The sequence below is a fragment of the Sphingomonas sp. genome, assembly GCF_019746015.1.
Classification (GTDB): Bacteria; Pseudomonadota; Alphaproteobacteria; order Sphingomonadales; family Sphingomonadaceae; genus Sphingomonas.
In genome coordinates this window covers 1-13090 of record NZ_JAIESM010000063.1, presented here as the reverse complement: position 1 = coordinate 13090, position 13090 = coordinate 1, and the positions used below count along the sequence as shown (strand labels likewise).

The following is a 13090-nucleotide window of genomic DNA, read 5'->3' as shown; positions in this document are numbered from 1 at the left end:
TCTTGTGACGACCGAAGAACAAGCCAAGCCCCGGCTCGGTGGCCGGGGCGACGCGAACCTTCCCGATTGCAACCAACGCTAAGGCAATCACGCTCCACACAAAAAAGAGCCGGCGGGAAGCTTCCCCGCCGGCCTTTCTTTGCTTGTGAAACGCCGCGTGCGTCAGTGTCTGATCCGAAACTCGGTTTCGGATAGCCCGGCACCGGCCCGCTCCCCCGCCCGGCCACCCATTCAGGGTACTCTCGTGGGTGGCCGGGCGGGAGAGCGGGCCGGCGCCGCCTCGAAATTCGCTCTTTCGCGAATTTCGAACCAGACACTCAGACGGTGCCGGGCGGTGCCGTGTCCAGATCGGCTTCGTGCACTTCCACCCGGCCCTGGCCCAGATGGCTCGACTGGCGGCTATAGGCGAAATAGACCGCCAGCCCGATCACCGCCCAGATGCCGAACACCAGCACCGCCTGCCATGGCAGGTTGGCGAACAGGAAGATGCAGCCGCCAATCGTCGCCGGCCCGACTAGCCACAGCGCCGGCGTGCGGAACTTGCGCGGCGCGTTGGGCGCGGTGCGGCGCAGCACCATCACCGCAATCGCCACCATCATGAAGGCATAGAGCGTGCCGGCATTGGCCCAGTCGGCGAGCTGCCCCACCGGGAAGAACGCCGCCGCCAGCGCCGTCACCACGCCGGTATAGGCGGTCACGATGTGCGGCGTCTTCCATTTGGGGTGCACTTTGGCCAGCCATTCGGGCAGCATCCCGTCGCGCGCCATCACGAAGAAGATGCGCGTCTGCCCGAACAGCAGGATGAGGATGACCGAGGGCAGCGCGATGAACGCGGCATAGCCCAGCGCATTGCCGATCGCGCCAAAGCCGATCACGCGCAGCACATGCGCCAGCGCCTCGTTGGAGCAGACCAGCGCCTGGGCATGCTGCGGCAGCGCGCATTGCCGGGCGAGTTCGGGCGAACCGGTGGCGAGCGGCGTGCCATCCAGCCCCAGGATCGGCTGGCCGCCGATGGTGCCGATCGCCCCGGCGGCGACCAGAATGTAGAAGACCGTACAGAACAGCAGCGAGCCGATCAGGCCGATCGGCACGTTGCGCTGCGGGTTGCGGGTTTCCTCCGCCGCGGTCGACACCGCATCGAAGCCGACATAGGCAAAGAAGATCGTCGCCGCCGCGCCCACCGCGCCCACGCCGGTGCCGAAGCCGCCGAACACGCCCGCCGGCAGAAAGGGGCTGAACTCCGCCGTATTCGTCTTGGGCAGCGTCAGCACAATGAACGCCGTCAGCGCGGTGACCTTGATCGCCACCAGCACTGCGTTCACCCGCGCGCTTTCGGTGGTGCCGATCATCAGCAGCCAGGTGACGAGCAGCGCAATGCCCGCCGCCGGCAGGTTGACCAGCCCGCCCTCGGCCCCGCCCAGCGCCACCGGCCCCGCCGTCATCCAGGCGGGCAGATGTACGCCCAGCGAATTGCCCAATATCGTGCCGGTGAAATAGCCCGACCAGCCAACCGACACCGCCGACGCGGCCACCGCATATTCCAGCACCAGCGCCCAGCCCACCGTCCAGGCCAGCAATTCGCCCATGGTCGCATAGGTATAGGTATAGGCAGAGCCCGCGACCGGGATCATCGCGGCAATCTCTGCATAGCAGAGCGCAGCCACGATGCAGATCGCGCCGGCAATGACAAAGGCCAGCATCAGCCCCGGCCCGGCTTTCTGCGCGCCGGCCGCCGTCAGCACGAAAATGCCGGTGCCGATGACGCAGCCGATGCCGAACAGCGTCAGCTGGAACCAGCCGAGCGAGCGGTGCAGCGATTTCTTCTCGGCGGTTGCAAGAATGGCGTCGAGGGGTTTGACGCGCCCGAATATCATCTATTGGCTCTCCCTGACGGCGGCAATGCCCGCGCCGCCGATATGATCGAGCGACCCTAAACGCAATTTGCCTGCGCACAATCCTTTTATCGGTGTGGCCCGCTATCGTGTCGGCGCTTTACCGCGCCAGCATCGGTCCCAGCGGACGGCCGGCAAAGATGTGCACGTGCAGGTGCGGCACTTCCTGGTGCGCGTCGTGCCCGATATTGGCGAGCAGGCGGTATCCCGGCGCCACCAGCCCGGCCGCGCGCGCGACCATGCCCACCGCACGCACGAAGCCGGCAATCTCCGCCTCGCTCGCGCGGGCCGAAAAATCGTCCCAGCTCACATAGGCGCCCTTGGGGATCACCAGCACATGCGTCGGCGCCTGCGGGTTGATGTCGTGAAAGGCCAGCGCGTAATCGTCCTCATGGACCTTGTTCGCCGGAATCTCGCCGCGCAGGATGCGGGCGAAGATGTTGCTGTCGTCATAGGGCAGGGTGGCGTCGATCGGCATCGGCTGCTCCGGGTGGGTGCGGTTTGGTGCCGTTCTTTAAAGGCTGAAACACCGTTCGTGTCGAGCGAAGTCGAGACACGGGGGGCGGGCGCCACGCCTCGTTTCACGTCCCTCGACTTTGCTCGGGACGAACGGATGGAGGATAACCGGAGGGGTGCGGCCTCGGCGAAGCTGAATCTACCCTAATCCGCGCGCGCCGCTTTCTCGTCGATGCCCGACACGCCTTCGCGCCGGGCGAGTTCGGCACGCACATCATTCAGGCTGAGCCCCGCATCGGCGAGCAGCACGAGCAGGTGGAACATCAGGTCGGCGGCCTCCGCCGTCAGCGCGGCCGCATCGTCCTGCACGGCGGCGATGGCGGCTTCCACCGCTTCCTCGCCCAGCTTCTGCGCAATCTTGGCGCGGCCGCGTGTGAACAGCCGGGCGACATAGGAGCTGTCGGGCGCGGCGCCCCGGCGGGCGCGGATGGTGGCTTCCAGGCGGTCGAGCGGGTCCATGGCGTCCCCCGCGTGGCGCAGGGGCGCGCCCGCGTCAATCCTGCGGGCGCTGGCGGTTCTTGGCGAAGCGCGCGCGCAGCGCCCGGCGGGCGAGGAAGACTCCCACCACCGCCATCACGAACAGCGCCGCGTCCGACAGTTCGGGCGCGGTGCGCGGGCGCGGCACGCCCGAATGCGCAGCGGACACAAGCGCGATCATGCCCCCGGGCATAACGGGGAAAGTTTAAAATTGTTGGAGATGTTGGAAACGCGTGGAAAAAACACGTTTCGGTGTAAACGAGACGCTCTACTTAAGCGCTGACCGGCTGGCGGACCGGTACCCCGGCAGCGGCCAGCGCGGCATGGGCCTGGGCAATGCTCGCCTCGCCGAAATGGAAGATCGAGGCGGCGAGCACCGCGCTCGCCTGCCCCTCGACAATCCCGGCGACCAGGTGATCGAGGCTCCCCACCCCGCCCGAGGCGACCACCGGCACGCGCACCGCATCGGCAACCGCGCGGGTCAGCGCCAGGTCATAGCCATCGCGGGTGCCGTCGCGGTCCATCGAGGTGATCAGCAGCTCGCCCGCGCCCAGCCGTGCCAGGTTCAGCGCATGGGCGACCGCGTCGATGCCCGTCGCGCGCCGGCCGCCATGGGTGAAGACTTCCCACCGCCCCGGTGCGACGCGGCGCGCATCGACCGAGCCGACCACGCACTGGCTGCCGAAGCGGTCGGCAATCTCGGCGACCAGTTCGGGCCGGGCAACGGCAGCGGAATTGACCGCGACCTTGTCCGCGCCCGCCAGCAGCAGCGCGCGCGCATCCGCCACCGCGCGCACCCCGCCGCCCACGGTCAGCGGCATGAAGCAGACCTCGGCGGTGCGGCGCACCACGTCGAGCATGGTGCCGCGCGCCTCATGGCTGGCGGTGATGTCGAGGAAGCACAGCTCGTCGGCGCCGGCCGCGTCATAGGCGCGGGCCTGTTCGACGGGGTCGCCCGCGTCCCTCAGGTCGACGAAGTTCACGCCCTTCACCACGCGCCCCTCGGCCACGTCGAGGCAAGGGATGACGCGCGCGCGAACGCTCATGCCGCCGCCGCCACGCTCAGCGCCGCCGCCAGGTCCAGCCGGCCATCATACAGCGCGCGGCCGGTGATCACGCCTTCCACCCCGTCCTTCGCATGTAGCGCGAGCAGGTGGATGTCGGCCAGGCCCTTCACCCCGCCCGAGGCGATGACCGGAATCCGCACCGCGCGGGCCAGGTCCACCGTCGCCTCGATATTGGCGCCCTTCAGCAACCCGTCGCGGCCGACATCGGTGAACAGCAGCGCGGCGACGCCGGCATCCTCGAACCGGCGGGCGAGATCGACGACGCTGGTGGTCGAGACATCGGCCCAGCCGCGCGTGGCGACCATGCCGTCGCGCGCATCCACCGCGACGACGATGCCGCCGGGAAATTCACGCGCCGCGCCCCGCACCAGATCGGGATTGTCGAGCGCGGCGGTGCCGATGACGACGCGCGCCACGCCCAGATCGAACCAGCGCGCGATCGCCGCCCGGTCCCGAATGCCGCCGCCCAGCTGCACATAGCCGGGAAAGCGCGCGACAATCTCCTGCACCGCCGCGCCATTGACCGAGGTGCCGGCAAAGGCCCCGTCCAGGTCGACGACATGGAGATGCGCCGCCCCCGCCTCGGCAAAGCGCATTGCCTGCGCGGCGGGGTCGTCGCCATAGACGGTGGCGCGCGCCATGTCGCCCTCGGCCAGGCGGACGACCTGCCCGCCCTTCAGGTCGATGGCGGGGAAAACGATCAGGCTCATCCGATCCTCCCCGCCTGCGGGGAGGGGGACCAGCGCGCAGCGATGGTGGAGGGGGCAGGCGCACGGGCAAGCCCCCTTAAGTCACCGCTTCGCGTTGCCACCTCCCCGTGAACGGGGAGGATTTTCAAGGCCGCCATTTCAGGAACCTTTCCAGCAGCGCCAGCCCGTAACGCTGGCTCTTTTCGGGGTGGAACTGGACGCCCAGCATATTGGCCCGGCCGATGGCCGCAGCGATCGGGCCGCCATGGTCGCTGGTCGCCAGCACATCGGCGCCGGCAAAGGCGAAGCTGTGCAGGAAATAGGCCTCGCCCGGTTCGATCAGCGTGTGCGGCCGCACCGGCTCGACCGCGTTCCAGCCCATGTGCGGCACCCGGGCGGCGGGGTCGGCGGGGTCGAGCGCGGTCACCTCGCCCTCGATCCAGCCCAGCCCCTGATGCGTGCCGAATTCCAGCCCCCGCACCGCCATCAGCTGCATGCCGACGCAAATCCCCAGAAACGGCACGCCCTGGCCCATCACCCGCACGGTCAGCGTTTCGACCATGTCGGGCAGCGCGCGGAGCGCTGCCGCACAGGCGCCGAACGCGCCGACGCCGGGCAGCACGATGCGGTCTGCCGCCGCCACCACTGCCGCCTTGGAGGTGACCTCAACCGTCGTCGCGCCCGCGGCCTTCAGCGCGTTGGCGACCGAGTGGAGATTGCCCGCGCCATAATCGATCAGCGCCGTGCGCGCCGCCATGCCTAGAGCACGCCCTTGGTCGACGGCACCGCGCCGCCCTTGCGCGGGTCGATCTCCACCGCCTGGCGCAGCGCACGGGCCAGGCCCTTATAGGCGCTTTCGACGATGTGGTGATTGTTCTGGCCATAGAGCGTTTCGACATGGAGCGTGATGCCGCCCGTCTGCGCAAAGCTGTGGAACCAGTGCTGGAAGAGTTCGGTGTCCATCTCGCCCAGGCGCGGCTGGCTGAAGCCCGATTTCCACACCAGCCATGGCCGGCCCGACAGATCGAGCGCGACGCGGGTCAACGTTTCGTCCATCGGCGACAGCGCATCGCCATAGCGGCGGATGCCCGCCTTGTCGCCCAGCGCGCGGGCCAGGCACTCGCCCAGCGCCAGCGCCGAATCCTCCACCGTATGATGCTGGTCGACATGCAGGTCGCCCGCCACCTTCAGCCGGATGTCGATCAGCGAATGGCGCGACAGCTGCTCGATCATATGGTCCAGAAAGCCGATGCCGGTGGCGATGTCATAGCTGCCGGTGCCGTCGAGGTTGATGTCCACCTCGATTGCGGTTTCCTTGGTCGTGCGGTTCAGTTGGGCGGTGCGCATGGCCGCTTCCCATAACGCGTTGCGCACGCCGCGCAATCACTCTGCCGCCCCGGCTTGACCGCGCGCACATGTTCGCTAACCCTAATGACATGAGCGAGCATCTGCCCGACAGTTTGATTCCCTATGACGAGATCGTGCAGGAAGCGCTGCGCGCCGTTGTCGGCCGGGTGCTGGGCACGGTGGCGGATACCGGCGCCTTGCCGGGCGACCATCATTTCTACGTCACCTTCAAGACCCAGGCGCCCGGCGTCGAGATTCCGCAGCGTCTGATCGAGCGTTTTCCCGACGAGATGACGATCGTGCTGCAGAACCGGTTCTGGGATCTGATCGTCGACGAAAGCCGCTTCTCGGTGGGGCTGAGCTTCAACCAGGTGCCGTCGAAGCTGGTCATCCCCTATTCGGCGATCACCGGCTTTCACGATCCGGCGGTCAATTTCGAGCTGCGCTTCCAGGCACAGGAAGGCCCCGACGAGCCCGAACCGCATGACGAGGCCGAAAACGACCAGCCGCCGCGCGACGGGTCGAACGTCGTCTCGGTGGACTTCAAAAGAAAAAAATAAGGGGCATTCGTCACCCCGGCCTTGAGCCGGGGTCCCGCTGTTTCGGCCGGCTCAGACAGCGGGATGCCGGATCAAGTCCGGCATGACGGAGGTGATTGTGGCAACCGGTACCCGCACCGAAACCGACAGTTTCGGCCCCATCGAGGTGCCGGCCGCCGCCTATTGGGGCGCGCAGACGCAGCGCAGCATCGCCAACTTCCCCTTCGGCGCGCATGAGCGGATGCCGATCGGCATCGTCCACGCGCTTGCCTTGGTGAAGCAGGCCGCCGCCCGGGTGAACCGCGCGCACGGCCTGCCCGCCGACATTGCCGACGCGATCGAGGCGGCGGCGGCCGAGGTGGCGGCGGGCCGGCATGACGACCAGTTCCCGCTCGTCATCTGGCAGACGGGGAGTGGCACCCAGACCAACATGAACGTGAACGAGGTGATCGCCGGCATCGCCAACGAACGGCTGACCGGCAAACGCGGCGGCAAGGCGCCGGTCCATCCCAATGATCACGTCAACATGAGCCAGTCGTCGAACGACAGTTTTCCGACCGCGATGCACATTGCGGTGACGTTGGCGGTCACGCAGCGGCTCTATCCCGCGCTTGAACGGCTGTTCGCCGCGCTCGATGCCAAGGCGCGGGACTGGGCCGACATCGTCAAGATCGGCCGCACCCATCTGCAGGACGCAACGCCCCTGACGCTGGGTCAGGAGTTTTCGGGCTATGCCAATCAGGTCTATCGGTGCCGCCGGCGGATCGAGCCCGGCATCGTCAACGGCACCAACCGGCTGGCCCAGGGCGGAACGGCGGTGGGCACCGGGTTGAATGCGCCGGAAGGATTCGGCGACGCCGTGTGCGCGGCAATCGCGGACATTACCGGGCACCCCTTTCACACCGCCGAGAACGGCTTTGAGGCGCTGGCATCGAACGACCCGCTGGTGCATCTGTCCGGCACGCTCAACACGCTGGCCGTCGCGCTCACCAAGATCGCCAACGACATCCGCCTGCTCGGCTCCGGCCCGCGCGCGGGGATCGGCGAGCTGAACCTGCCCGAGAACGAGCCCGGCAGCTCGATCATGCCGGGCAAGGTCAACCCCACCCAGTGCGAGATGCTGACGATGGTCTGCGCGCAGGTGATCGGCAACCACATGGCGATCACCGTGGGGGGCATGCAGGGCCACCTGGAGCTGAACGTGTTCAAGCCGATGATCGGCGCGAACATCCTGCGCTCGATCGACCTGCTGGCAACCGCGATGACCAGCTTTGCCGAACGTTGCGTCGACGGGCTGGAGCCCAACCGCGCGCGGATTGCCGAACTGGTCGACCGCTCGCTGATGCTCGTCACCGCGCTCGCGCCCGAGATCGGCTATGACAATGCCGCGAAGATCGCCAAGCACGCGCATGCCCATGGCCTCACCCTGCGCGCGGCGGGGCTGGCGCTGGGGCTGGTCGACGAAGCGACCTTCGACCGGCTCGTTCGGCCCGAGACGATGGTTTAGCGTTTTCTGTCAGCTTCGCTGAAGCGGCACCTGCCCGCTCCCCCACCCGGCCACCCATAAGATACTACCGCTGGGTGGCCGGGTGGGGGAGCGGGCAGGCACAGTAACAGTTTCGGTTTACCGAAACGATCTCCAGCCGCACCGCCCGCAACGCGCGGCTTGACGTGCCCAAAGCCCCGCGCCACTAGCGCGCATGGCCAATCCCGACCACGACCCCCATGGTTTCAAGCGCCGCGGCGTGCTGTTCGTGCTCTCGTCCCCGTCGGGCGCCGGCAAATCGACGATTGCGCGCAAGCTGCTGAAGGACGAGCCGAGCCTCGCCATGTCGGTCTCGGCGACGACGCGGCCGATCCGCCCCGGCGAAGAGGACGGCGTCGACTATCATTTCGTCACCCTCGACCGGTTCCGCGACATGGTGGCGGCGAACGAGTTCCTCGAATGGGCGCATGTCTTCGGCCAGCGTTACGGCACGCCGCGCGCGCAGGTGGAGGCAATGCTGGCCGCCGGCAAGGACGTGCTGTTCGACATCGACTGGCAGGGCGCGCAGCAATTGTTCCAGATCGCCGGCGGCGACGTGGTGCGCGTGTTCATCCTGCCGCCGTCGATGGAGGAACTGCGCGGCCGGCTGGAACGGCGCGCGACCGATTCGCCCGAGGTGATCGACGCGCGGATGCAGCGCGCGGCGGCCGAGGTGAGCCACTGGGACGGCTATGACTATGTGCTCGTCAACGACGATGTCGAGCAATGCTATCAGTGCGTGAAGACGATCTTGGCGGCCGAGCGGCTGAAGCGCTCGCGCCAGACCGGGGTGATCGGCTTCATCCGCAAGCTGATGAAGCGCAGCGAAAGCGTGTGATTTGATCGTTTCAGCTGCGGCTGAAACGGTGCTGTGTCAGCGAAGCTTCAACCGGCAAGTCCCAGAAACCGCACCGCCGCTTCATAATCGGCGCGGCGGGCGGCGCGGGCCTGGGCGGCCAGATCGTCATCGCCCCAGTGTTCGGCCTGCCATTCCTCGTCCAGCTGCGCGGCGAGCCAGAGCTGCTCGGCATCGGCGGCCCCGTGCGCCAGCGCCAGCGCGCCGACCAGCGTGCCGGTGATGGTGACGATGGGCGACAGCGGCGCCAGCGCGAACGGCGGCTGCGCAGCAATCGCGCCGTCAAGCGCGGCGATGGTCGCCGGCGGCTGGGGCCGGTGGATCACCCCCGTCGTCACGACAAAGTCGATGCCGAAACGCGCGCGCGCCCAGTCGAGCAGCGGGTCCCAGGCGGCGGCCTGTCGCGCGACCAAAGTGGCCGGGCCGTCCGCGCGGTAGCAGAGCAGGTCGCTGTCGGCATAACGGGCCAGGTCCGCGGCAAAGCCCGCCGGGTCGGGCGCCACCCGGTCGATCGCGGCATTGGCCAGGCCGGTCAGCGGCATCGCGCGCGGGTCGATGGTCTCCGCCACTGCGCGCCATTCATCCGCCACTGCCTCGGCCAGCGCGGGGCGGGGCAGGGCGAGGGTCGCGCGTCCCGGCGTGCGCACCGGCCTGCCGTCGAGCAGGATCGCGCCCTCCTCGACGGTCACGTCGCGCCAGAACCGCTTCATCCGCCGCTGCGCCAGCGCCGGGCGAGCGCCAGCGGCACGATCGCCATTTCCACCAGCGAGGCGATGATGAGCGCGATGCCGATCGCCTTGTCCGGCCACTCCACCGCGCGCGCGACCAGAACGATGCCGAACACCGCGCCGGCCGCGCCCGACAGCCGGGCAATCATCATCACGAAATAGCGTCGCTGGGCGAGCCGGTCTTCCTCGTTCATTGCGGTACCTCCAGCGCGGCGGCGAGGGCAGCGGTATCGTCCACCACCAGCTGCGCGCCGGCGGCGATCAGTTCATCGGCCGGGTGATAGCCCCAGGCAACGCCCACCGCGCGCACCGCGCCGGCGCGCGCCATCGCCATGTCGAAGCTGGTGTCGCCGATCATCACCGTCGCCTCGGGCGCCGCGCCGGCGTCGCGCATCGCGGCCTCGATCATCGCGGGGTCGGGCTTGCTGGGGTGACGGTCGGCGGTCTGCAAGGTGACGAAATGATGGGCGATGTCGTGATGGGCCAGAATGTGCGCCAGCCCCCGGTCGGACTTGCCGGTCGCCACCCCCAGCGCCCAGCCATCGCCGGCGAGCGCCTCGAGCAGCGGCGCAATGCCGTCATAAAGCGGCTCGGTGGCCATCGCGCCCGATGAGCGCAGCCGGAAAAACGCGTCCTTGTAATCCCGGGCCAGGCTCTGATGCAGCGCCTCGTCGGCATCCGGCAGCAGCGCGCGCATCGCCTCAACCAGGCTCAGCCCGACGATGCGGCGGATGGCGGCACGCGGCGGCGGTGCCAGCTGCGCGGCATCGAACGCCAGTTCGACCGCGTGGCAGATATTGTGCTGACTGTCGACGAGCGTGCCGTCGCAGTCGAAGATCGCGAGACGGATCATCGGGCGTGGACACGTGACTGCATGCGCGCAGCGTTAGCCAAGCGAGGCCACAAGCGAAAGGGCGTTGTGGTGCAGCAGCCGCCGGCTTGGTCATTGGCGATTGCTTTGCGCGCCGCGGCGGGCGAGACGCATCCGGTGCGGCTGATACACGCCAATCCGGCAGCGACCGACTGGGTGCATTTGATGATCGATGCGCTGGCGTATGATTGGCTGGTGGCGATATTGCGCGGGTGACGGCAGGAGGGCGGATCCTTAGCCTAGTATTGACTGCTTACCAGCGAATCCGGCCGCCCTTATGCCCGCTGCGCCTTAGCCGATCGACGGTAGCGAGAACCGATCAACGCCCAGACAGCCGAGCCTGCGATCAACACGGCACCGAGAAGCAATTCAGCAATCTGCGCGATGGCAATGCCCTCCAACAGTCCCGGAGCGCCCGCCGCAGACACCACCAGGTGCGGTCGCGCCGAGGCGAGCGGCGACGCGTGTCCCGTCGAACGCGCGGTCAATTGATACGTTTTTCCGGGCACAAGCCTAATGTATGCAGCGATCCAGGTATAAGTCTCTTGCCCCTCATATTCGCCGCCACCGGTTGAATTGTCCGGTTCGATTTGATTAGATATATCGCGTCCGTCGGCTGATAATTTGAACGACAAGGCCACAGGCCACAAAGAGGTTGTGCGCTCGCAAGCTGGCCGGAGCATTGCCTCTATGCTTACGACGCACGGATAAAGGCGCTCCGCGACCTTCTGGTCCATTCTGATGCCAATAGCGTATCTTTCCGCATAGCCTGGCTGGAAGGTACCTCGCACTATCGTGCCGGGCGTTAGGTTGATCGGGCCGAGGTCAATCACTGGACTGGGACGCAACAAGCCACCCGCGATCAAGGCAATGGCTAGCCCGACAAGGGTTGCCATTCCGAAATATTGCCAGCGATGCGCTTTCATTCGCTCAGTTTACCGTATGGCCGAGAGCCTGCAACTGCGGCGATGGTACGCGAAACCCAACCGCCGCCGCAGCTCTGCTCAGCGGCGCGTTGGCGAGCTATTGAGCGACCTGACACGCCCGCACCCAAAGCGAAAGGGCCGGGGTATCGCTCCCCCGGCCCTTTGCTTTGGTTTGGCAGGTCTCGTGAGAGGCACGGTCCCGGCGGAGCCGGGACCCGTCGGTCGGATCGACGGCGTTGCCGCCGATCCGCCGGCCGTTCTGATTTCGTGTCGGGAGCAGCTTTCGCTGCTCCCGTCCGAAATCAGAAGTCCATGCCGCCCATGCCGCCCATGCCGCCGCCCATCGCGGGGGCGGGCTTGTCTTCGGGCATCTCGCTCACCGCCGCTTCGGTGGTGATCAGCAGGCCCGCGACCGAGGCCGCATCCTGCAGCGCGGTGCGCACCACCTTGGTCGGGTCGATCACGCCGGCGAGGACGAGGTTTTCGTAACGCTCGGTCTGTGCGTTGAAGCCCAGCGTCGGATCGTTGCCGTCCAGCAGCTTGCCCGAGATGACGGCGCCGTCATGGCCGGCATTCTGGGCGATCTGGCGGACCGGCGCGTAGAGCGCCTTGCGGACGATGTCGATGCCGCGGGTCTGGTCGTCATTGGCGCCGGCCAGGCCTTCCAGGGCCTTGGTTGCATAGAGCAGCGCGGTGCCGCCGCCGGGGACGATGCCTTCTTCAACGGCCGCGCGGGTGGCGTGCAGCGCGTCGTCAACGCGGTCCTTGCGCTCCTTCACTTCAACCTCGGTCGAGCCGCCGACCTTGATCACCGCCACGCCGCCGGCGAGCTTGGCCAGACGCTCCTGGAGCTTCTCGCGGTCATAGTCGCTGGTGGTGACTTCGATCTGCTGGCGGATCGCGTCGGTGCGCGCCTTGATCGCGTCATGGTCGCCCGCGCCGTCGACAAGCGTGGTGTTGTCCTTGTCGATGGTGACGCGCTTGGCCTGGCCGAGCATGCCGAGGGTGACATTCTCAAGCTTGATGCCCAGGTCTTCCGAGATCATCTCGCCCTTGGTCAGGATGGCGATGTCTTCCAGCATCGCCTTGCGACGATCGCCGAAGCCCGGTGCCTTGACGGCGGCAACCTTCAGCCCGCCGCGCAGCTTGTTGACGACGAGGGTGGCGAGTGCCTCGCCCTCGATGTCTTCCGCGATGATCAGCAGCGGACGGCCCGACTGGACGACTGCTTCCAGAATGGGGAGCATCGCCTGCAGGTTCGACAGCTTCTTCTCGTGGATCAGGATATACGGGTCGGCGAGCTCGACCTGCATCTTTTCCGGGTTGGTGATGAAATAGGGCGACAGATAGCCACGGTCGAACTGCATGCCTTCGACGACGTCGAGCTCGAACTCGAGGCCCTTGGCTTCCTCAACCGTGATGACGCCTTCCTTGCCGACCTTTTCCATCGCTTCGGCGATCTTTTCGCCGACGACGGTGTCGCCATTGGCCGAGATGATGCCGACCTGGGCAATCTCGTTCGAGCCGGCAACCGGCTTCGAGCGGGCCTTCAGATCCTCAACCACCTTCGAGACGGCAAGGTCGATGCCGCGCTTCAGGTCCATCGGGTTCATGCCGGCCGCGACCGACTTCATGCCCTCGCGCACGATCGCCTGGG

At 67.4% G+C, this 13090-nt stretch carries 16 protein-coding genes; 3 read left to right on the top strand and 13 right to left on the bottom strand.

What is annotated here, in order from left to right; genetic code table 11:
• Window positions 1–317 precede the first annotated feature (317 nt).
• The 8 genes from K2Y03_RS09020 to hisB all read right to left on the bottom strand — a co-directional run bounded on the left by K2Y03_RS09020 (window position 318) and on the right by hisB (window position 5988).
• Complete coding sequence (locus tag K2Y03_RS09020; RefSeq protein ID WP_294090176.1) at window positions 318–1874, bottom strand: amino acid permease; 1557 nt, start codon at window positions 1872–1874, stop codon at window positions 318–320.
• 118 nt (window positions 1875–1992) lie between these two features.
• Complete coding sequence (locus K2Y03_RS09015; protein WP_294090175.1) at window positions 1993–2370, bottom strand: histidine triad nucleotide-binding protein; 378 nt, start codon at window positions 2368–2370, stop codon at window positions 1993–1995.
• Window positions 2371–2552: 182 nt separating this feature from the next.
• Window positions 2553–2867: a phosphoribosyl-ATP diphosphatase gene (locus tag K2Y03_RS09010; RefSeq protein WP_294090173.1), complete on the bottom strand. Its 315-nt coding sequence runs from the start codon at window positions 2865–2867 to the stop codon at window positions 2553–2555.
• A 34-nt stretch (window positions 2868–2901) separates the two neighbouring features.
• Window positions 2902–3066, bottom strand: coding sequence for a hypothetical protein (locus K2Y03_RS09005; RefSeq protein ID WP_294090172.1), 165 nt, complete (start codon window positions 3064–3066; stop codon window positions 2902–2904).
• 91 nt (window positions 3067–3157) lie between these two features.
• Window positions 3158–3931 (bottom strand): imidazole glycerol phosphate synthase subunit HisF, encoded by a 774-nt coding sequence (gene hisF, locus K2Y03_RS09000; RefSeq protein WP_294090169.1) that lies wholly within the window; start codon window positions 3929–3931, stop codon window positions 3158–3160.
• Window positions 3928–4662, bottom strand: a complete 735-nt coding sequence (gene hisA, locus K2Y03_RS08995) for a 1-(5-phosphoribosyl)-5-[(5-phosphoribosylamino)methylideneamino]imidazole-4-carboxamide isomerase (protein ID WP_294090168.1) — start codon at window positions 4660–4662, stop codon at window positions 3928–3930. The genes hisF and hisA overlap by 4 nt, the downstream gene beginning before the upstream one ends.
• 124 nt (window positions 4663–4786) lie before the next feature.
• Window positions 4787–5398, bottom strand: coding sequence for an imidazole glycerol phosphate synthase subunit HisH (gene hisH, locus K2Y03_RS08990; protein WP_294090167.1), 612 nt, complete (start codon window positions 5396–5398; stop codon window positions 4787–4789).
• A 2-nt stretch (window positions 5399–5400) separates the two neighbouring features.
• Entirely contained in the window at window positions 5401–5988 is a 588-nt protein-coding gene (gene hisB, locus K2Y03_RS08985) for an imidazoleglycerol-phosphate dehydratase HisB (RefSeq protein WP_294090165.1), read from the bottom strand.
• 89 nt (window positions 5989–6077) lie between these two features.
• Here hisB and K2Y03_RS08980 point away from each other — a divergent pair, with 89 nt between their 5' ends.
• The 3 genes from K2Y03_RS08980 (at window position 6078) to gmk (ending at window position 8890) form a co-directional block, all read left to right on the top strand.
• Window positions 6078–6548: an SspB family protein gene (locus K2Y03_RS08980; RefSeq protein ID WP_294090164.1), complete on the top strand. Its 471-nt coding sequence runs from the start codon at window positions 6078–6080 to the stop codon at window positions 6546–6548.
• Window positions 6549–6630: 82 nt separating this feature from the next.
• A complete protein-coding gene (gene fumC, locus K2Y03_RS08975) occupies window positions 6631–8034 on the top strand; it encodes a class II fumarate hydratase (protein ID WP_294090163.1) in 1404 nt (467 codons plus the stop codon).
• Window positions 8035–8227: 193 nt separating this feature from the next.
• Complete coding sequence (gmk, locus tag K2Y03_RS08970) at window positions 8228–8890, top strand: guanylate kinase (RefSeq protein WP_294090162.1); 663 nt, start codon at window positions 8228–8230, stop codon at window positions 8888–8890.
• Window positions 8891–8937: 47 nt separating this feature from the next.
• Here the strand turns inward: gmk and K2Y03_RS08965 are convergent, their stop codons facing one another.
• The 5 genes from K2Y03_RS08965 to groL all read right to left on the bottom strand — a co-directional run.
• Window positions 8938–9618 (bottom strand): ATP12 family chaperone protein, encoded by a 681-nt coding sequence (locus K2Y03_RS08965; protein WP_294090161.1) that lies wholly within the window; start codon window positions 9616–9618, stop codon window positions 8938–8940.
• Window positions 9615–9830, bottom strand: coding sequence for a hypothetical protein (locus K2Y03_RS08960; RefSeq protein ID WP_294090160.1), 216 nt, complete (start codon window positions 9828–9830; stop codon window positions 9615–9617). The genes K2Y03_RS08965 and K2Y03_RS08960 overlap by 4 nt, the downstream gene beginning before the upstream one ends.
• Window positions 9827–10489 carry an HAD-IA family hydrolase gene (locus K2Y03_RS08955; RefSeq protein WP_294090159.1) on the bottom strand — a complete coding sequence of 221 codons (663 nt, stop codon included), beginning with the start codon at window positions 10487–10489 and terminating at the stop codon, window positions 9827–9829. The genes K2Y03_RS08960 and K2Y03_RS08955 overlap by 4 nt, the downstream gene beginning before the upstream one ends.
• A gap of 293 nt (window positions 10490–10782) precedes the next feature.
• The gene (locus K2Y03_RS08950; RefSeq protein ID WP_294090157.1) at window positions 10783–11433 is read right to left on the bottom strand and encodes a hypothetical protein; all 651 of its coding nucleotides are present in this window, start codon (window positions 11431–11433) and stop codon (window positions 10783–10785) included.
• A gap of 302 nt (window positions 11434–11735) precedes the next feature.
• Window positions 11736–13090: chaperonin GroEL (gene groL, locus K2Y03_RS08945; RefSeq protein WP_294090155.1), on the bottom strand; the 1355-nt coding region annotated here is incomplete at its 5' end.

What these genes read in the sequence shown, in the direction of transcription:
- K2Y03_RS09020 (WP_294090176.1), bottom strand. Translation starts at nt 1,874, where the DNA reads ATGATATTCGGGCGCGTCAAACCCCTCGACGCCATTCTTGCAACCGCC.
- K2Y03_RS09015 (WP_294090175.1), bottom strand. Translation starts at nt 2,370, where the DNA reads ATGCCGATCGACGCCACCCTGCCCTATGACGACAGCAACATCTTCGCC.
- K2Y03_RS09010 (WP_294090173.1), bottom strand. Translation starts at nt 2,867, where the DNA reads ATGGACCCGCTCGACCGCCTGGAAGCCACCATCCGCGCCCGCCGGGGC.
- K2Y03_RS09005 (WP_294090172.1), bottom strand. Translation starts at nt 3,066, where the DNA reads ATGATCGCGCTTGTGTCCGCTGCGCATTCGGGCGTGCCGCGCCCGCGC.
- hisF (WP_294090169.1), bottom strand. Translation starts at nt 3,931, where the DNA reads ATGAGCGTTCGCGCGCGCGTCATCCCTTGCCTCGACGTGGCCGAGGGG.
- hisA (WP_294090168.1), bottom strand. Translation starts at nt 4,662, where the DNA reads ATGAGCCTGATCGTTTTCCCCGCCATCGACCTGAAGGGCGGGCAGGTC.
- hisH (WP_294090167.1), bottom strand. Translation starts at nt 5,398, where the DNA reads ATGGCGGCGCGCACGGCGCTGATCGATTATGGCGCGGGCAATCTCCAC.
- hisB (WP_294090165.1), bottom strand. Translation starts at nt 5,988, where the DNA reads ATGCGCACCGCCCAACTGAACCGCACGACCAAGGAAACCGCAATCGAG.
- K2Y03_RS08980 (WP_294090164.1), top strand. Translation starts at nt 6,078, where the DNA reads ATGAGCGAGCATCTGCCCGACAGTTTGATTCCCTATGACGAGATCGTG.
- fumC (WP_294090163.1), top strand. Translation starts at nt 6,631, where the DNA reads ATGACGGAGGTGATTGTGGCAACCGGTACCCGCACCGAAACCGACAGT.
- gmk (WP_294090162.1), top strand. Translation starts at nt 8,228, where the DNA reads ATGGCCAATCCCGACCACGACCCCCATGGTTTCAAGCGCCGCGGCGTG.
- K2Y03_RS08965 (WP_294090161.1), bottom strand. Translation starts at nt 9,618, where the DNA reads ATGAAGCGGTTCTGGCGCGACGTGACCGTCGAGGAGGGCGCGATCCTG.
- K2Y03_RS08960 (WP_294090160.1), bottom strand. Translation starts at nt 9,830, where the DNA reads ATGAACGAGGAAGACCGGCTCGCCCAGCGACGCTATTTCGTGATGATG.
- K2Y03_RS08955 (WP_294090159.1), bottom strand. Translation starts at nt 10,489, where the DNA reads ATGATCCGTCTCGCGATCTTCGACTGCGACGGCACGCTCGTCGACAGT.
- K2Y03_RS08950 (WP_294090157.1), bottom strand. Translation starts at nt 11,433, where the DNA reads ATGAAAGCGCATCGCTGGCAATATTTCGGAATGGCAACCCTTGTCGGG.